The following is a 21,108-nucleotide window of genomic DNA, read 5'->3' as shown; positions in this document are numbered from 1 at the left end:
GGGTTTTGCCTGGCTTTTCTGTCTGGGGCTGGCCTTGGCTTTGGGTTCAATGGCTCATGCCGACAATTCCGCGGAAGTCGATCGCGGTCTTGCCTGGCTGACCGCGCAGGTCGGCAACGATGGCGCGGTACAGGGTAGCGCCGCATCGATTGCGACACTGTCGCAGATTCAAGCCGAAGTTCTACAGACCCTGGCGCAATTGGGGACGGTGCCTGCGCCCTTGGCGCAACGCGTCGCCAGCAACACGGAAACCACTACCGAAGCACTGGCCCAATCGGCGATCAGCCTGGTCAGGGGCGGCCAGTCGGCCGCTACTTTCGTTGCTGTGCTTCGAGCACGCCAGAACTCCGATGGCGGCTTCGGCGATCAAGCCGATACGCTGAGCAATACACTCGACACTTCCTGGGCGTTGCTGGCCTTTCGCGCATCCGGGTTCACTGATTACAAGGTGCTCAAGGCTGCGCTCGACTACCTGATATCCACCGCTCACAGCGATGGCGGCTATGCTGCTCCAGGTAGCGACAACGCGGTGTACACCACCAGTTATGCCCTGCAGGCATTGGCAGCCTATCGCGATGCCTATGCGCTGAGCCCGTATATCAGCAAATCGATTGGCTGGCTGCGCACGGAGCGTGGCAACAACGCCGGCTATGGCGAATCGCTGTATGACGCGCTGGCGACCATCGCACTCGCTTCAGCGACCACCGACAGCACGCAGTACGGCAGCCTGCTCACAGCGCTGAAGGCCGCCCAGAGCGCCGATGGCAGTTGGGCGTCCGATCCCTATCTCACCAGCCTCGCCCTGCGTGCGCTGGCGGGGCAGGCGCAGCCGCCGGCCACGGTGTCCAAGGGGCGCGTAGTCGGGCAGGTCAGCGATGCCGCCACGCGTGCCCCCCTGGCCGCCGCCACGATCAGCGTGGCGGGCCACAACCTTTCGACCACGGCATCGGGCCAATTCGACATCGGCGACATCACTCCGGGCAACTACAGCCTGGGGGTCGGCAAGGTCGGCTACGCCAGCGTGCAGCGGCAGCTGAATATCGCTGCCGGGGCGGTCGTCGATGTCGGCACCGTATCCCTGCTGGTACTTGAGGACGCCGCTGCGGTGCATGGCGCGGTGTTTGACGGCTCCAGCGGCCAGCCGCTGGCTGGCGCCACCGTCGCGGTGACCGTGGGCGTGGACAGCTTCTCGGTGCTGGCCGGTAACAACGGTGCTTTCGAACTCACCGGCATCCCGGCAGGCAGTGGAACCATCGTGGTGTCCAAGGCCGGCTACCGCAGCGCCGCCCAGGCCCTGTCCTTCGAGCCCGGCAGCAGCTACGGGTTCTCGCCGTCCCTGTACCCGGATGCCGAACCCGCCCCGACCCAGGCCAGCATCGTCGGCCGCGTCCTCGCCGCCGACTCCGGTGCCGCCATCTCCGGCGCCCGCGTCAGCGTAGGCGACAAGTTCGCCTTGTCGGCGTCCAACGGCAGCTTCCAGATCGACGGGCTCGAAGCTGGCGCCATCGACATCCAGGTAGAAGCCACCGGCTACGAGGCCTCGGGCTTCGACGCAGTGATCTCCGCCGGCATCAACCGCATCAACGATCTGCGCATCGCCGCGGCTGCCGACAGCCTGACGCTGTTCGGGCGCGTCACCAATGCCGATGACAACACGCCGGTGGCGGCTGCCAGCGTGCGCGTGCAGGGCACCAACGTGCAGGTCGTGACCAACTCGCAGGGCAACTATCGCATCGAAGGCCTGCCGGAAACCCATGCCAGCCTGCTGGCCGAGGCGGTCGGCCACTATGCCCGTACCTACGCGGTCAACACGCCGGGCTTCGGCAGCTACCGCGTCGACCTGAAGCTGGACAAGGCGCAGGACAAGGGCATCAAGCTGAGAGCCGCCGCCGTCCTGCCGGACTATGGTCCGTACGGTGACGTCGAGGTCGAGGCCGTCGCCACCAACGAAGACAGCCGTGCACGCACGGTTGCATTCTCCGCCACCGTCTACGACGCACAGCGCCAGGTAGTGGAATTCATTCCGATGCGCCTGCTGCAGATCGGCCAGCCGCTGATCGAGGGGCCGTACTCCCTGTCGGCGGGTGCCAGCCTGGACATGCTGACACGCTGGAACAACAAGAGCATCGCTCCGGGTGATTACACCGTGGTGATCTTGGCGGCGGAGCCCGACGGCGAAATCCTTGCCGAAACCTCGGTCGGCATCACCATCAATCCCGGTGCGGCCCTTGGCGGCTATCTCCATGTGAACCCGCCGATCACCCAGGCGGGTACCGACGAAGCCGTGTCGATCTCGGCGCAGGTTGGCAACCGCGGCAACCAGGGTTATCCGGGCGGCAGCGCCACGCTGGCGATCATCCTCGACGCCCAGGATCCTAATCCGGGTATGCAGCCGGGGACGCTGGACGATGTGCTGATCGGGGCTCCCCTGAACCAGCCCGTTGGAGCGGTCACGGATGTGGCCGGCAATCTCTATACCGTCAACGGCGATCGCCAGATCCTCCGCGTGGCACCCACAGGGCAGATTACTTCGGTGGTAACGCTGGATTCAGGCCAGAACGCGGCGGACCTGACCATGATGTCCGATGGCGGTTTGCGTGTGCTGACCACGGCGGGACAGATAGTCCCGATCACTGCCGCAGGCGTAAAGCAGGAGGCGCAGTCGACGCCGCTGAACTCGGGCGCCAGCATTACCGGCGATCCCGATGGCAATCTGTATGTGATGGGCATGCGCCTGGGTGCCGACGCGCTGTATCGCATCAACCCCGCCGGGGGTAGCGAACAGCTGCTGGGCAGCGGCTTGTCCAACCCCAAGGGCATCATGAAGGATGCCAGTGGGCGGTTCTACATCAGCAACACCGGCAACAACACCATCGCCCGGATCGAATCCGACGGGCGCATGGCTCCGTTCATCACCAGCGGACTCTCGTCCCCGGGGGGAATGTTGCTCGAGCCCTCGGGCAGCTTCCTGCTCGCAGATGGCAACAGCAACCGCGTCCTGCGGATCGGCATGGACAAGTCGATATCCGTGTTCGCGACGGGTATCTTCTCTCCGCAGGGGCTGGCCTACGACGCCGCGGGAAATGTCATCGTCAGTTCCGTCAGTGCCACGCCCCTGTACCGGGTTTCGCCGGCCGGGCAGGTCAGCCCCTTCGTGCAGTCCCTGGGCGCTGGTACATCGGCACTGACCTATGACACGGCGGGGCGGCTGTACGCCGCCGGCGGCGACGGCTCGCTGCGGCGCGTCGGCAGCAGTGGTGCGATCGAGCCCCTGCTGGGCAGCGGCAAGCTTGGCGCGGTGAAGGAGATCGCCTTCGGCGCGGATGCGGCGCTCTACTCCGTGGCCGGCAGCACCACGGTGCTGCGCCATGAACTGGGTACCTCGGTCGCCACGACCTATGCCACGGGGTTCACCAACGCTGCGGGCCTGGCGGTGGACGCCAACGGCGCACTGTTGGTTGCAGACCAGAGCACCAGCAATATCGTCCGCGTGCTTGCGGGTGGCAGCAAGGAGGTCCTCGCCCAGCCCCTGATGCAAAGCGCCGTGGCGGTTGCGGCGACCCCTGACGGCTCGCGCTACATCCTCAACAACAGCAACCTCACCCGCATTCCGGCATCCGGCCGGGCCGGCATCCTGGTGGCCAGCCTCGGCGGCACAGGGCGCGACATTGCACCCAATCCCGAAGGCGGCGTCTATGTGCTGATCGATGGGACCAAGCTGAACGCGGTGTCCGATGCAGGCGCCATGAGCGTGCGCACAACGGTGCCCGCGTCGAAGCGGATGGCGGTGGCTACCGACGGCACGGTCTATCTCGCGGACAGCGTCGCCAGCAAGATCTACCGGCTGCGTCCCGACAACAGCCTGGAGACCTTCAGCACCACGCCTTTCACGGTCAACGACCTGGAGGTGGACGCCACGGGTGTGATTGCGGGCCTGGCCGACGGGTTCCTGTACCGGTTTGCCGACAACGGAACCTACGTCAAGGGCGCCAACACCGGCGCGCTCAGCGCCCTGTCCACGGCGAGCGATGGCTCCACCTATGCGCTGCGAACCAGCGGAGCCTTCATCCGCGTGGACGGTGCCGGGCAGATCACCACGCTGGTTTCGGGTAACGCCACGCAGTTTGTCCGCCTGGTCGATGGCCGCTACGACTTGCTGGAATCTGGAGGCTCCCTGCTCAGGCAGTACGACGCCGCCAACCAGCTCCTGCGGACGGTCGCCGGTTTCCTCAATCCCAGGGACGTGGAATGGGCTGACGGCGAGATCGTCTTCTCCGATTTCACCCGGATATACAGGATGTCGCCGGACGACGGCGTGCCGCGCTTGCTCAGCAGCACTGCGGTCGTCCAGTTGCGTTTCAGCGCCGGCGACCTGTACGCAACGGTTAACTTCAGCGGGCAAGTGGTGCGTATCTCCCCCGCGGGATCGGTCAGCAACGTGGTCAACGATCCGTCGCTGCTCGCGCTGAGCAGCCTGGCGATGTACAACGGCGATATCGCGGTGCTCAATACGGAATCACAGCGTGTGCTGGTGTACGGGCCGGATCGCGTCGTGAAGGCGTCGTATTCCGGTGTGCCCAACGCCGCGGGCATCGCCGTGGACGCCTCAGGCCGCGTGCATGCAGCTGCGTCCTCCAACTTCGCCAAGGGCGTGGTGAGATTCTCCACTGACGGGATGCAGTCCGAGCTTCTGCCGCTGCCGTCAACTCCGGCATCGCTGGCCTTTGCGCCCGATGGGGCGCTCTGGGCCACCAGCGGTGCCCAGTTGATGCGCTACAACGGCAGCCAGTTCGTGGCAATGCTCGCAAGCCCTGGGCCCAGCCTCGCAGGCCTGATGATCAGCGACGGCCAGGTCTACGTCACAGACTCCACGAAGCTGTATCGCCTGGACGGCAATGCACTATCGGTGGTCGCAACCGGCATCGTGAACGCGCGCACCGTCCGCCGGGGCGCAGACGGCGCCCTGTACATCGCTGGTGCGAGCGGCACTGTGTCGCGCTATGCCGATGGGGCAATCAAAGTCATCGCCGGTGGCATGCCCAGCCTATCGACGCTGGCGGTATCCAGCGAAACAGGTGTCGCATATGCGGCCATGCAGACCCTGGAGGGCGATTCCTACGTCTACCGCGTCGATATCGGTACGGGTGCAATAGTCGAACAGAAGCTCGGGAGGCTGCTGTACAGGGAAATCCCCAAGGGAATCGCCTTCAACCCCCAGGGCCTTCCGCTCATCGTGACCAGCGCCGCGGAAGCGGGGGACACCCGCAGGAATGCAATCTACCGTCTGCATCCCTCGGTACCTGTACCGCTAGTGGCACCCGGCACGGAGGTCTACCGTACGACCACCGCGCTTGGAGCAATAGCCGTCAACGGCGAGCAGTCGCTGTCGCTGGGTCAATGGCTGCCGCCCTACGCGGGAGATTTCCGTCTGCGCCTGTTGCCTCAGGGCGGCAGCGAGAGTGAAATCCAGACCTCCTTGCACGTCGGGCCGCATGCCGAAGGGCAGATCATCGCAGACCGGGCGGTGGTTACGCCCGAGGACGCGGTCGTGCAGTTGACGGTGAGCGTGAGCGGTGCAGACTTCCTCACCGCATCGCGGCCGGACGCCGCCAGCATGCGGAATGTGACGTCGTTGCCGACGATGGTCTACATGGGAGCCGATCCCTCTGGAAACATCTTCTTCGGCAACGCCACGAAGATCGTTCGCGTCACTCCCACGGGCACAAGGGCTGACTTCTACATTCCCGCCGGGTCCACCATCGACATCAACGGTACCTTGCCGATCGATGCGCAAGCCAACCTGTACGTGGCCAACAGCCTGAAGCAGATCCTGCGCATTGCCCCCAATGCCGGGTCACAGATCGTCGCGACGATGCCGGTAGCCATCAAGGGCATGGTGCTCGACAGCCATGGAGACCTGATCGCCGTGGCAACCAACAGCGATCTCTATCGTGTGAAGCCTGACGGCAGCTATTCGCGCATGAAGCCCGCTGGCAACAACACCTACTACGCATTGACGATAGACGGGAAGGACAACCTGTACGTGCTGCAGGCCATCTCGCGCACTGTCGTCAAGATCACGCCAGACGGGGTGTCCAGCGTGGTGGCCACGGGCGATGCGTCGTTCGAGTACGAAGGAAACGGGGCGACGATCGCCGGCGATTGCGCGGACAACCTCTTCCTGTTGCCCCGCGGATGGCCCTCGATGGGCCAGCCGAACGATCCCGAGGAATATTCGCTATACCAAGTCACCGCCGGAGGCTTGGCGTCAAAGATATATGACGGCGTCACTGGCGGCGGCGCGCTTACCGACATGGATTTCATGGTTTATGACCGCTACAGCAAAGGCCTGCTGCTCTGGACGGACTCCGGCGAAAACAAGGTTTCGCGCATGCCGATCACCTGCGGCGCCATCAGTACCGACCTGCATGTGGTGACGAAGGCGGGGCAGGTGCTGAGCGGATTCAATACCGCGCCGGCGGCCGTCAACGGTACCGCCGACGGCGGTACCGAGTACGTCTGGAATTTTGCCGACCTGGACAACAGCGGTCGTTCCGCGCAATTCGGCACCACGCTGCCGGGCATGACGCTGGCCGAAGAGCTCCCGGTGCTTGCCGAAGCCTTCCTGCTGTTCCGCAATACCTTCACCGGCAACGACATCAAGCTGCCGCTGGAGATTCCCAGCGTGCGTGCCACCGGGGCGCTCAGCATGAGCCTGTCTACCGGCGCGGCCAGCTACCCGGCGAACAGCCCGGTTCAGGTCAACCTGCAGTTGATCAATGGCGGCGGTAGCCGGATGACGGGCCAGTTGCGCCTGGAGCTTTACGATGCGGGTGGCGTGCTGGTGCAGACCGTGATGGATGAAGTCCAGTCGGTCGAGCCCGGCTTGCCACTGACCTTGAGTCCCCAGCTGGATACCGGCACCTACATGGCTGGCAGCTATCAGCTCAAGGCCAGCTTCACCGATGGCACGGGCAGGCTGCAGGCGCATGCCGAGGCCGGCTTCGACATCAGCGCCAGCGGCAGCGATCCGGCCGGGGAGGGCGCGATCAAGGTCGTGCCGACCACCGACAAGCAGGCCTACGGCGAATACGACCTCGTGCAGATGCTGGGCCGCGCCCGCAGCCTGGCCACCAACTTCGCCTACGAGGACATCACGCTCCGGCTCTCCGTGGCCGATGCGCTGGGCGCCGTGGTCTACAGCCAGAACCGCGCCATTGCACAGCTGCGGCCTGGCGCCATGGTGGACTTCGCGGATCGCTACGCGCTGCCCGGAGCCTCTATCGGCACCTACAGCCTGAAGGCGGAAGCGCTGGCCAAGAACGGCACGGTTCTGACCAGTGCCACCACTGCCTTCGAGGTGCGCCGCGACAATGCCACCAAGCTGACCGGCGCTGTCGTGGCCACACCCAAGGACCCCTACCTGGGCGATCTGCAGGCCTGCAGCGACACCATCCGCAACGGCGGGTCGGAAGCACTGTCGGCCCTGCCGATCCGGCGGCGCATCGTGGAACTGGACGCTGATCGCCTCGTCAGTGAGGAAGTCACCGAGCAGAGCCTCGCCGCCGGCACGGAGCGCACGCTGAACCGCTCCTTCAGCACCCAGGGCTACAACCTGGGTGCTCACGCCTGCGTGCTGGAAGCCCAGGTCGATGGCCAGTGGAAGACCCTGGGCTATGCCCGGTTCACCGTGGCCAAGGTGCCGGTGCTGGTCAGCGGCACGGTCGCGGCCGCGCTCAAGCCGGTGTTCCAGGGCGACCCGCAGACCTGCAGCGGTGCGGTCCGCAACAACGGCCCGCGCGCGCTGCAGGGCCTGCCGGTCCGCCAGACCGTCACGCAGCTCAGCCCTGAGCGTCGGATACTGGAAACCGCGGGCGTGATCAGCGTGCCGGCCGGCGGCCTGCAGGCCCTGCCGCAGGTCTTCGATACCGACGACTACGAGTTGGGCAACTACTCCTGCGCGCTGGAAGCGCAGGTGGACGGCCAGTGGAAGACCCTGGCCAGCGACAGCTTCACTGTGGCCAAGGTGCCGGTGCTGGTCAGCGGCTCCGTGGTGGCCAGCCTCAAGCCGGTGCCGCAGGGTGAAACGCAGACCTGCAAGGACAGCATCCACAACGATGGCAGCCATGCGCTGCAGGACCTGCCGATCCGCCAGCGCATCATGCAGCTGAGCCCGGAGCGCATCATCACCGAGGCCACCGCGACCCAGAGCCTGCCCCCCGGGGGCCAGCAGACCCTGACGCGCGTCTTCAGCATCGACAGCCACTATGAGCTGGGCCCGCACGCCTGCGTGCTGGAAGCCCAGGTTGACGGCCAGTGGAAGACCCTGGGCTACGACAACTTCACCATCGACCCGCCGCCGATCAAGCTCAGCGGCGAGATCAAGGCTGGTGACAAGGGCCGCCTGCTGGTCCTGATGGACGGCCCCACCAACGGCAGCCAGGGCGGCCCGCTGTGCCACAACGGCCTGTTCGACGTCCTGCTGGAAGCCGACTTCAGCCCGGCGCTCAGCCCCGACGCCGTCGTCGAGGTCAAGCTGCTGGACCGCTACGGCCTGCTGATCGACGTGGAGAGCACCAGCCTGCTGAGCTTCAACGGTGAAGTGAACGGACGCGCCGGCAGCCGCGGTATCGACCTGCTGATCCCCTCGTTCAGCGCCGGGGAGCTGGTCATCGGCCTCACCGGTGCCGCCGGACAGCAGGTCATCGACGGTACCTACCAGGTCGTCGCCAAGGTCGGCGCCGCTACCCGCGTGCTCAACCTGCAGACCGGGCTCATCAGCCTGGGCTGCAACACCGTGCACGCGGTGGGCGACACCCTCGGCCAGGTGTTCCGCATCCTGGGCATCAACAACGGCGTGCATGCCGGCGAAGGCATCGGCGATGGCGCGGACAAGGTCGCCGCCGCAACCCAGCGCCAGTTCCTGGAGTCCCTGCTGCGCGGCGAAGGCTGGTCCTACAAGATCGTCACCAGCAAGGCCGATTTTGCCCGCGAGCTGCGCAGCGGCGCCTACCAGAACTACGCGCTGCTGTCCGAGTACGTGGTACTGGACGAGCAGGTGCAGAAGGAGCTGCGCGAGGCCGTCCATCGCGGCGAAGGCCTGCTGGCCGCCGGCCGCCACGACGTGCGCCGTCGCATCCTCGACCAGCCCCTGGGTGTGCAGTACAGCGGCACCCAGCTGGCCCCGGTGGGTATCGAGATGCAGCCCGGCTCGCCGCTGGGCAGCGGCCAGGCCGTGTTCGGCAGCGGCAACGACGTGCAGCGCATCAAGCTCACCGGTGCATCGAAGCACGGCAAGCTGATCAGCACCGTGCCCAGCGCGCAGGACAGCACCGTCACGGTCGGCCCCTACGGCAAGGGCAAGTCCGCCCTGGGCAGCTTCGACGTACTGGGCGAGGCCAGCCTGGCCGGCAGCGGCAGCCTGTTCCGCCAGCTGATCGGGCAATCGCTGATCCACGTCAACCCGCCGCAGGCCAGCCCGCAGCCGGGCCGCACCGTGCCGCTCAAGCTGCACCTGTCCAACGAGGGCAACGCCGTCAGCGTCGTGGCCAAGGTGAGCCTCAGTGCCGGCGGCTACGTGGTGGACGCGAAGCAGGGCACGGTGGCCGCCGGCAAGCTCGAGTGGAGCTTTGAGCTTGCGGCCGGTGCCAGCATCGACAACCAGCTGTGGGTGCGACTGCCGCCGGGCGGCCTGCCGGTGATGGTGAGCGCGCAGCTCACCGCTACCAGCGGCACGCAGACGGTGGACGCCGGCACCATTACCGCCGAGCTGTCGCCGCCATTGCAGCCCAGCCTGGACGATGCCCTGGCCGCACTCACCGCCTATGCCGCAACCAAGCCCAACCCGGGTCTGCTCGGCAACCTGCTGGGGCTGATCTTCGACACGCGGCATCCGTCGAAGAAGGCGCTGGATCACCTCAAGGCCGCCAACCGCGCGCTGGACCAGGGCGACACCGCCAAGGCCCTGGCCGAACTGGTGCTTGCCACCGACGAGCTGATCCACGACGGCTCCACGCAGGCCGCGCCGATCCGCCACCAGGTGGACGAGGCGATCTTCGAGACCGGGCAGTTGCAGTAACCCGCAGTACGACATCACGGGAGGCCGGCAAGCCCGGTTTCCCGCACTTGGGGAAGTCACACAAGATGGATAACTTCAACACCGGACTGATGCCGCGTCACAGCGGCCTGCAGAGCTCGATCACAGGCGTGATCGTGTTGTGCTTCCTCGCGCTTAACACCGCGCCTGCCGCGGCTGCGATCCGCGCGAAGATCGAGCAGCCTACGCCAGCTCAGGCCCTGGCGCCGCGCCAAGACCAAACCACCCTGCTGCTGGAGCAGCTGCAGGTCGAGTTGGCCGAACTGCAGGTGCAGGTCAAGCCCAGCCGCGACCTGATTGTCAAACGCACGCGCAAGGACGAGAAGACCGGCAAGACCATCACCGACATCAGCATCATCGGCACGCCCGCCGCGCCGAAGGTGCAGGCGCTGCAGGAGCGCATCGCGAAAATCGCCGCCGGGCTGCGCCAAGAAGACGAGGCGACGCTGGTGCAGTTTGAGGTGGACCGCAAGCACATCGTTGACCATAAGCTGCCGGCCGTGATCCTGGAGCGGCATGCCGAGGTGGTTAAGCTGTTCAAGGCCAAGAGCGTGGAGGTGCAGGATCGGCTGGACAAGCTAGGCAAGGCCGGCACCGTGATGGCACTGCATGACCAGAGCCAGAGGCTGAGCACCCTGTTCAAGTTATGGGAACCGAAGAAGGCGCCGTCCTTCGACCCCAAGAACCTGCCGTTCCGCACCGCTGATCCCAAGGTGCGCAAGCCCATGACCAGCCCCGTTGAATTGCGCAAGTTGCTAGCTGGTACATTGTTGGCGCAGCCGCTGCTGGACGTGGCCGAGCGGCGAGAAGACGTTAGCGCTAGCACCATCGCCGCCATCGAAAAGGCTGTGGAGGAGGGGGAACGCTACATCATTCCCGCCGATCCTATGCAAGTCGCTAGCGCTGGCAGCTTGGCTGGCCTGATGGGCAGTGTGCCGATGCCGGGGCCGGAGTACCTGGCCCCAACCGAAGATGTGCAGATTACCCCAGAGGTTCAGGCCAAAGCCTTGGAACTCCACAACAACCCGGTCGAGATATATAACTGGGTTCGGAACAACATCGACTACATCCCCAGCTACGGCAGCATTCAGGGGAGTCAGCTCACGCTGGATAAGAAGGCGGGTAATGCTTTCGATACATCAAGTTTGTTGGTTGCGCTACTGCGCGCTGCGGGAGTCCCTGCACGGTACGTCTACGGCACAGTAGATGTTCCTGCAGAACAGTTGATGAACTGGATCGGTGGGTTCACCAATCCAGATGCGGCGCAGAATCTGCTCGGCCAGGGTGGCATTCCCAATGTTGCTCTCACTCAGGGAGGTGTGACCAAGGCGATCCGGATTGAGCACGTGTGGGTGGAGGCATTTGTTGATTATTTTCCGAGTCGCGGTGCCAAGAATCGCGAGCCCGATGCGTGGGTGCCGATGGATGCTAGTTTTAAGCAATATCTATATGCAGATGGTATGAATTTTGATCGGGAAGTGCCTATTGATTCTGAAACCTTTCTTCATGCAGTGCAGGAAGGCAGTGTAGTCAATGAAAGCGAAGGCTGGATAAAGAATCTGAATCAGGCCAATCTGCAGATACAGATAGATCAGTATCAACAACGGCTACGAGGCTATATTGAGCAGCAGCGGCAAAGTGAAACCATTAACGATATTCTGGGGCATAAGGAGATTCTTCCAAAGAAGCTTTCGATCCTCGCCGCAGGTGCTCCAGTAAAAATTGTCCGCGTAGGCGGTCGATTTTTACAGGTGCCGGATGAACTGCAGCACAAATTTCGTTACAGCATCTACTTAGATGAGCAACAAAGGCAGCTTGATAGCCCCATGCTCAGCTATGAGATTGAGACGGTGAAGTTGGCCGGCAAGAAAGTGGCATTGGCGTTCGTTCCTGCCAGTGAAGCGGATCGACAGGCTGTCAACAGCTACCTGCCCATGCCGCATGAGGATGGTAGCCCCATTGAGGCTAAAGACTTTCCGCGAGCGCTACCTGGATACGCCATCCAGGTCACCCCCGAATTGAGATTGGACGGACTAGCAGTCGCAAGTGCAGGAAGCTATACGCTCGGAACGAGCTTGACTGGCGAGGGTGGCTTTACTCAAATGGACTTGCAAGGCTGGGATCTCACTCCAGACATTCTTGTGGCAGGCCAGATCGGAGCTCTGGGTATTAGTCTGCAGGGCATTGCTGGGAGGCAGCTTGATTCGCTCCAGGCTCGACTGCAGGATACGAAGCAGAAGCTTTTGTCGCAGAACTTTGTAGATATAAGTGGAGAGCAACTATCAGGTGACTTGCTGGCCGCAGTGGTGTGGAGCTACTTGGCTTCCATAGAGTCCTTCGGTTACTTAGCTCAAAAGAAAACTGAGATGGTAGATGTGCCGGGTCTTTCTTATGGTTTTTTCTATGCCATGGCAATACCAATTCGCGGATATGGGGGAATCGTTAGATCATTAACTTTTCCTGGAGTTTTGCTGGATGCAGGACATATTAGGCGCACAGCATATTCAAAACACAATAACCAGTCAGATTGGATAAAATACAATCGTCTCAAAGGTCAGCATTCGAGCGCCATGGAACACGCTATCCTGGAGCAAGCTTTTGATGATCCGAATGATGATTTTTATCCTAGCGGTATATCAGCTTCCAAGGCACTAGCTATCGCCGGCGCAGAAGGACAAAAGATATACACACTGACTGCGGCCAATCAGGGGCAGTTGATGAGCGTCCAGCAATCTCCTGCTTTTATGGAGGAAGCACGCAACGCCTTTGCGGCCGGAAAGGAGATTGCCGTGCATGAGCGACCTATAAACTATGCAGGGTTCTCTGGAGCAGGATACGAGATCATTGATCCGCAGACAGGAGCGGGAGCGTACCTTATTCAAGGCGGTGCGCGCGGTGGCCAAATGGGAACCGCCGAGGGGCAACTACTTGCGATAGTTGTGGGCTTGGCCATTTTTGGGGGGCTAGCATTTGGAGTCAGCGCGTTGCTTGCTGGAGCCGCAGGAATATTGGTTTTGATTCCTTTGCTGGTAACGACGATCGCTTTGGCCTATATCGAAGGTGCGGACCCACTTAATGCCGCAACATTTAGAGCTATAGTAGCCATTCTGGTAGGGGCATTTGTAGCGCCTGCAATAGCTGAGCAGCTAATTATTAGTGCGCTCATCGCATACATTTTTACTCTTTTACTTACGGTTATTCGATCATGACGCCTGAAAAGAGAAACGAAGGTGTTCAAAAACCCAAAGCATGGGAGGAGAACTGGAATGTTCTTGGGAGCATTATCATTGCGCTAGTCTTGTTCGTGCTTTATGAGCTTTCGCACTAGGCAGAGGAGGCTAGACGGAGGAACTGAAATGCCCCAGGTTTTCAGGACCCCTTAGTAAGGGTTTGGCGCGCCCTGCAGAAAAACGGAACTCCGTTAGGAGTCCGCTGCAAAATCAACGATAATATTCCGCAGAGACCTCGTGTCCGAAATTCAGCCCGGCTTAGTGCCGGGCTTTCTCGTTAGCGCGCCCGATTTTCTTTCCACGCCCAAAGTTCCATCAGCCCAGCCCCCGCCGGGGCAGTTCAACGTCTGCCTGCGTCCCGTCGGCAAGCGTCGCATCGCCATCACCCTGCCCGACGGCAAGGTCGAGCGCTACACCGCGCGCAACGCCACGGAGTGCGCCTTCAACCAGGTGCCGCCGGTCAACATCCTGTTCGACCCCGCCCCGGGCACCACCAGCAGCCTCACCCTGGTCAACGTCCCCAACGTCAAAGCCCAGGGCGGCGTGCTCTACGACATGGACAACCAGGAAACCTGGAACCCCCAGGAGTTCAAGCTCAAGACCCAGGAGGGATTGGAGTACTACCTCCGGGAGGGTGTCGGCATCGAGCGCGTCAAGGACGCCTTCGGCAACACCCTGGACTACACCGCGAACGGCCTGATCCACAGTGGCGGCCAGACCATCCACTTCGATCGCGACGCACAAGGCCGCATCACCGCCGTCACCGACCTGGCCGGCAAGAAGATCCAGTACGGCTACAGCGCGCAGGGCGACCTGCAAAGCGTCACCGACCGCAACGTCCAGACCACGCGCTTCAAGTACGACCGCAGCCACGGCCTGACCGACCTCATCGACCCGCGTGGCATCACCGTCGCCCGGCAGATCTACGACGAGCAGGGGAGATTGATTGCCACCATCGACGCCGACGGCCAGCGCAGCGACATCGCCTTCCAGCCCGACGACAACCGCCAGGTGGTGAAGAACCGGCGGGGTTTTGAAACCGCCTATCTCTACGACAGCGAGGGCAATGTCCTGGAGAAGACCGATGCGCTCGGGCACAAGACGGCGTATGAGTATGACGACGTTGGGAATGAGACGAAGGTTACGGATGCGCATGGGAAGTCTGTTACGCGTAGCTTCAATGCTGGTAATAAAGTAGTTACGGAAACCAACGCCCTCAACCAGGCCACCACCCACGACTGGACCCTGGACAACGGCAGCCAGCGCTGGCAGTTGCTGAGCACGACAGACGCCCGCGGCAACGTCACCACCAATACCTACAGTCAGCTCACCACCGAGCTGACGCAGATCACCGAGCCCCTGGGCCGCAGCACGCGCATCTTCCAGAACGGCAAGGGTGAGCTGCTGGGCCTGAACCTCTCCGGCAACCTCAACCAGTACGGCTACAACGCCAGGAGCCAGAAGATCTCGGAGACCGATCCGCTCAACCGGGTGACAAATCTGGAGCTGGATGCCAACGGACAGGAGATCGCCCGCAGCCAGACCCGCACCAAAGCTGACGGAAGCACCGCCACCGTCCGGACCAGCCGCAAGCTGGATGCCGAAGGAAGGGTCATCGAGGAAGCCGGCCCCACGGGCCTGAAGACCACGACGACCTACAACGCTGCCGGCAAGGTCGAGAGCCAGACGGATGCCAGAGGCAAGCTCACTCGCCACGAGTACGACAGCCTCGCGCGCCTCACGAAGACCATACACTCCGACGGCTCAACGGAAACCATCACCTACGACGCCGAAGGCAACGAAACCGAGAAGACCGACCGTGCTGGCCGCAGCATGCGGATGGAATACGACGCCCTCAACCGTCTGATCAAAACCATCCACCCGGACGGCAGCACTGAAGAGACCGTCTACGACAACGTCGGCAGGGTCCACCAGCAGAAGGACAGTTTGGGACGTAGCCTCACCAATGGCTACGACGCCGCCGGCCGGCTGACCAGCAGCACCGATGCCCTGGGCCAGATCACCACCTACGGCTATGACGCCAACGGCAATCGGACCCGCGTTACCGACGCCAGCCTCAAGACCACGGCCTTCGAGTACGACGCGCTCAACCGGGTCACCAAGACCACGCTGCCGGATGGCACTTACACCCAGACCACCTGGACCACCTCAGGCCAGAAGGAAACGGAAACCGACGCCAGCGGCAAGAGCAGCACCTTCGGCTATGACGCCAAGAGCCAACTGATCACCGTCACCCAGAACGACGGCACGCAGGATTTGGTCACCCGCTACGGCTACGACGAGCTGGGCAACAAGATCAGCCAGCAGGATGCCAAAGGGCGGATCACGCGCTGGGAGTACAACGATCTGAGCCAGGTGACGGCGAGGGTCCTGCCGGAGGGAGAGCGGGAAACCTTTGGGTATGACGCCAACGGCAATCGCATCTGGCACAAGGACTTCAATGGCCGCACCCATACCTATGCCTATGACGATCTCAATCGCGAGATCGAGCGCAAGTATGCGGATGGGGCCAGGGTCAAGACGACCTATACCGCCAGCGGGCAGATCAACGTGCGCACCGACGCACGGGGCCAAACGAAGTACCAGTACGACGCCAGGGATCGCCTGACCCGCGTCGAATCACCCGAGGGCGTGATTCGTTATCAGTACGACCAGAACGGCAATCGCACCCTGCTGAGCACGAAGCACCAGAACGTGCAGTACGGGTTTGATGAGCTGAACCGGCTCGCCTCGGTCACAGACACCAACGGCAAGCAGACCACCTACCAGTACAACGCCCGTAGCCAGAAGACCCGGGTCAGCTTGCCCAATGGCACCAGCAGCTATTGGGAGTATGACGACAACGGGCGGCTGACCGAGGTGCGGCATGAGAAGACGGCCACGGGAGCAGTGCTGGGTGCTTATCGCTACACGCTGGCGGCGAATGGGCAGCGGATGCGGCTGGCGGAGCGGGACCAGGCTGGACCTACCCGGACGGCGGACTATGAGTATGACGGGCTCAAGCGGCTGACGAAGGAGACGGTGGTTGATCACCGTGATGGGAGCAAGAGCTACAGCACTGCCTGGGTGTATGACAAGGTCGGGAATCGGCAGAGCCAGACCAGGACGAAGGGTGGGCAGGTTGAGGTTACGAGCTACAGCTACGACGACAACGACCGGTTGCTGACAGAGGTCAGGACGCTGGACGGCTCAAATCAGTACAGCGCCGTTTACAGCTATGACGTCAATGGGAATACGACGAAGAAGGTGGTCACGGCCAGCGGGCAGACGGATGCCCATGTCTACGGCTGGAATGATGACAACCGGCTGACGAAGTACAGCGTCAACGGGCAGCAGAAGGCGAGTTATCAGTATGAGCCGGAGGGTATTCGCACCGCCAAGAATGACACCCAATATCTAGTCGACCACATCCAGCCATACGCACAGGTGATTGAAGAGCACGATAGCGCATCGACAGGCTCCGGAGTGATATATCTGCGCGGGGTCGGGCTCTTGAGCCAGCGGAGGGCTCAGCTGGAGAGCCACTACCATGCTGATGGACTAGGGAGCACGCGTCTTCTAACGAATTTAGATGGTGATCTCAGTGATGGATATACATATGAGGCATATGGGGAATTGGCGGAGCATCTGGGAGACACGGAGAACGAGTTTCTATTTGCAGGGGAGCAGTTTGACTCCGCCACAGGACTCTACTATCTACGCGCGCGTAGTATCTTGGCGAGCCTCGGTAGATTCATGAGCTTTGATTCATTTTTGGGTTTAGAAGAAAGACCCGAAAGTCTCCATAAATTCATGTATGCAGAGAGCGATCCCACTAATTTGGTTGACCCCTCAGGACTTGTCACATTGGCAGAAATGAATACAACGGTCGGAAATGTACAGCAACGACAAGTTGGTACGTCGTTTGGTACGCAAGGTCTAAAGCAAATGGCAGCCGCTTCTTGTCGTGCATTCGGAGTTGTATGCAAAAGTGCAAACAACCAATACTCAAAATTGAAAAAAACACTTACGGGAAGCGGATTTCAAGCTCACCATATTATGCAAAATACTGTGATGGAGCAGATGTATGCTACTTACAGACGTGGCCTAGGTATAGCTATGCCCCTTTTAGGGGGATCTCACTCAAGGGGTTCGCCGCATGATCTCGCGAACGAAATGCAAAAGAAACTAACCGGAAAAGACCCTATATATGTTGCGTATGCCAGCTTGGTGGCGGCCGGCTGTAAGCCTGCTGATGCCACTGAAATTGTTTTGGCTGTAAAAAGATATAACGAGCTAAAAGGTTGGTTCTAGGTGCTTATTTATGAGCCACACGAAAAGAAAGCCTAAGAAGGATAGTGTGCTGTTGATTGGCGATATCGCAGCACTTGATGCTAAAGATTTTCTATTCTCAGTGGATACTGCAATTCGATGCCAAGGGCGATCGGACTATGACGCAATGCCAGTAGAAGGTAAGGTTTTAGTTACATTGTATGAGGTGATGACGGCTCTGGAAGTCGGCGGAGCGCAATCTCTACTGGAGGGTGCTGTCGCAGGTGACGTGGAAGATGCGAAGGGGTTTTCTCGCTTGATTGATGCCAGAGAGCTCAGTGCTGTTCTAGGTAAGATATCCTCAATATTTCCAGGAGGAATAGTTCCGGTCGATCAGGAAATTAGAGAGGGGTTCATGGAGAAATTAGATTTCTCGACAGAACAGTTTTTGGTGGGCATCTTTCGCGATTGGACACTGGCTCGTGAATCAACTCTTGTAAATCTGAAAGATTACTGTCTGAGTAAAAGTGATGTCCTGCAGAAATTAATCAACAAAAGAGTTCGTGACCGTAGTGAAAAGCGTCTCGATCAAAATTTGAGTGGACCTGCGGATTTATCTATCCTCGCGTATCGGTCTCGAGAAGCTGGAGATGGATTGGAGGCCATGCTTTTGATGCCGAACAATGTGACAAAAATATTAGAAATAGTGGCGCGGGAAGACTCGCCGCACTTGCCGCTCTTTACTAGCGCGTTATATTCCATAACTGCCATGGCAGCTATGGATCTGGTGCGAGCTGGGAGTAGAAGCTCGACTGTCGAGAAAGTGAAAGAGGCCATAAATTTAGCAGAAAGCCTTTCGAGTCCTCGGGTTAAGCTATGGGCAGAAAAATCTGCGGAGATGCTTTCTTCTCCAAATCCAGCGATTGCACTAGAATGGATAGGACGCTTTAAATTTTAGTGGAGTGCAGAACTGAACTCCAGGACCAAAAAGGGGACGGACCGAAAAAGGGGACGGACCGAACTCCCGGACCGAAAACGGACCAAAAAGGGGACAGATTTATTTATTTTTCAAACCGGCGTAGACTAACCGATAGCTCGTCTAGCTCGGAGGAAGGTCCATGCCTCGGATTGGTCGCTTGGTGGTGGAGGGTTATCCGCATCACGTCGTACAGCGCGGTCACAATCGTCAGGTGGTGTTTGCTGATGACGAGGATTTCGAGCGGTACGTAAGCGACCTGCGAGAACTCAAGGCGACATTTGGTATTCGGCTGTACGCCTACTGCCTGATGACCAACCACGTACATCTGCTACTGGGCCCTCGCGAGAGCCCGGCGGCGCTGGGCTCCTTCATGAAAGCCCTGGCGGGGCGGGCCACCCGCTACCGCAACCGCCTGGAAGGGCGTAGTGGCACCTTATGGGAAAGCCGCTACAAATCTAGCCTGGTTCAAGCCGACAGCTACCTTCTGGCCTGCTGCCGCTATATCGAACTCAATCCCGTCCGCGCCCGTATGGTGGCCAGTCCTCAGACCTACGCTTGGTCCAGCGCCAAAGAGCGACTGGGCCAACGCCCTGCGGATCTTCTGGACTGGAACCCGAGCAAAAAGGGGACCAAAAAGGGGACGAGGGACCAAAAAGGGGACAGATTTATTTATTTTTCAAACCGGCGTAGACTAACCGATAGCTCGTCTAGCTCGGAGGAAGGTCCATGCCTCGGATTGGTCGCTTGGTGGTGGAGGGTTATCCGCATCACGTCGTACAGCGCGGTCACAATCGTCAGGTGGTGTTTGCTGATGACGAGGATTTCGAGCGGTACGTAAGCGACCTGCGAGAACTCAAGGCGACATTTGGTATTCGGCTGTACGCCTACTGCCTGATGACCAACCACGTACATCTGCTACTGGGCCCTCGCGAGAGCCCGGCGGCGCTGGGCTCCTTCATGAAAGCCCTGGCGGGGCGGGCCACCCGCTACCGCAACCGCCTGGAAGGGCGTAGTGGCACCTTATGGGAAAGCCGCTACAAATCTAGCCTAGTTCAAGCCGACAGCTACCTTCTGGCCTGCTGCCGCTATATCGAACTCAATCCCGTCCGCGCCCGTATGGTGGCCAGTCCTCAGACCTACGCTTGGTCCAGCGCCAAAGAGCGACTGGGCCAACGCCCTGCGGATCTTCTGGACTGGAACCCGAGCTACCTGTCCCTGGGCCGAAGTGAAGCCGAACGCAAGCAGGAATACACGCGCTACCTGCGCGAAGCGATTCCCGAAGGGGAGTGGACCTTGATCCGCGATTCCCTGCAGCGAGGGCAGCTGACGGGTACCAGGAAATTCGTGGACGAAATCGAACGCATCACCGGCGCGCGTGTCGAGCATCGGGCGCGGGGCAGGCCGAGGAAAGAGCCTGAAGCGGAAAATAAATAAATCTGTCCCCTTTTTTCGTCTCTTTTCTTTTTTTAGCATGTCCCCTTTTTTTAGTAAAGCAGTAAAGATCGCGCTCTGGTCGCTGCTTGTTGTTCCTGCCCTTTATGTCTCGTCGTGCAGTTATGTATCGAGCAAAAAAGGCAAGGCGTTCGACGCGATCAATGTCGGCGACACCGAAGAGGCCGTGATTCAAAAGATGGGTGCGCCATCTGTCCGCGAGAAGCCTGGCGCGCTATTTCCCCGATATGCATCGGAACCGTGTCGAGAGCCGTGTGTGGAAAGACTGTGGTACGAGAACCGCCTGAGCTTGGATACTGAAGCATGGTCATTTGAGCTGAGTGTGGCAGGCCAAATCATCAAAAAGAGTCGCTGGGTCTCTCCCTAGCATGCGAGCGAACAAGAATGCCCGGCCACCCCGCTAGAAAAAGGGGTCGGCCGGTGGATTCGAGGCGTGTACCGAAGAATCTTCTAGGCAGGCAAGTTGCCAAGCACTAAAGAACAGTATCCTCAACACTTGCGCCGGGTTGACTGGGCGGAAGAAGTTCAAGTGCTTCGCGGCAGCAGATAAATCATACCGACAGTGCATGGGCTACGAATGAAGTCCTATCTCGCAAAAAGAGATCTTTTGTATTCACTGAAAGGCCAGAAGATTCGGCACCAGTTTTCTGTCGGAATTCGTGAGCCCTATCTCCTCACCGAGGGCTCAGTCAATTTCATCTTTGATCCTGGAACCGCTGGCTGTACCATAGAGTTTGAAGGCTTGCCTGAACGGCCGATTGAAGTATACGGAGCTGATACGCTGCAAGCGGTGGAACTTGCTTCTAACGTTGAACCATATCTAAGCGGACTGAGAAAAAAGTACGACATCTACTGGTTGTCCGGTGAGCCCTACTTTGAAGACGAATGATCAGTGCAAAGGGGCGGGTTGAACCGATCAGGATCTGACGGAAACTGAAATCTGAAATGCCCCAGCTTTTCCGGACATATCAGTAAGAGGCTGGAGTGCTCCGCAGAAAAACGGAACTCCGTTAGGAGTCCTCTGCAAAATCGACACGCAAGCCAGTTTTGAAGACGATGGCAGCATCAGTACCTCTGCC

The 21,108-nt window shown here is 60.5% G+C and carries 6 protein-coding genes and 1 pseudogene; all 7 read left to right on the top strand.

Going from position 1 to position 21,108, the window contains the following annotated elements; translation table 11 throughout:
• The first annotated feature begins 49 nt into the window (after positions 1-49).
• Complete coding sequence (locus D0B54_RS13950; protein ID WP_162932421.1) at positions 50-10,078, top strand: carboxypeptidase regulatory-like domain-containing protein; 10,029 nt, start codon at positions 50-52, stop codon at positions 10,076-10,078.
• Between the two features lie 65 nt (positions 10,079-10,143).
• On the top strand, positions 10,144-13,305 hold the full coding sequence (locus D0B54_RS13945) for a transglutaminase domain-containing protein (protein WP_117291905.1): 3,162 nt from the start codon (positions 10,144-10,146) through the stop codon (positions 13,303-13,305).
• Between the two features lie 258 nt (positions 13,306-13,563).
• Entirely contained in the window at positions 13,564-17,640 is a 4,077-nt protein-coding gene (locus tag D0B54_RS13940) for an RHS repeat-associated core domain-containing protein (RefSeq protein ID WP_117291904.1), read from the top strand.
• 10 nt (positions 17,641-17,650) lie between these two features.
• Positions 17,651-18,556, top strand: coding sequence for a hypothetical protein (locus D0B54_RS24335; protein ID WP_162932420.1), 906 nt, complete (start codon positions 17,651-17,653; stop codon positions 18,554-18,556).
• 160 nt (positions 18,557-18,716) lie between these two features.
• Positions 18,717-19,169, top strand: a pseudogene (locus D0B54_RS25210) (transposase); the annotation flags it as partial.
• A 134-nt stretch (positions 19,170-19,303) separates the two neighbouring features.
• Entirely contained in the window at positions 19,304-20,011 is a 708-nt protein-coding gene (locus D0B54_RS13930) for a transposase (protein ID WP_117291903.1), read from the top strand.
• Between the two features lie 595 nt (positions 20,012-20,606).
• Positions 20,607-20,918, top strand: a complete 312-nt coding sequence (locus D0B54_RS24330; RefSeq protein WP_162932419.1) for a hypothetical protein — start codon at positions 20,607-20,609, stop codon at positions 20,916-20,918.
• Positions 20,919-21,108: the final 190 nt, after the last annotated feature.

This window comes from Solimonas sp. K1W22B-7 (assembly GCF_003428335.1).
Classification (GTDB): domain Bacteria; phylum Pseudomonadota; class Gammaproteobacteria; order Nevskiales; family Nevskiaceae; genus Solimonas_A.
This window is presented reverse-complemented; position numbering and strand designations above follow the sequence as displayed.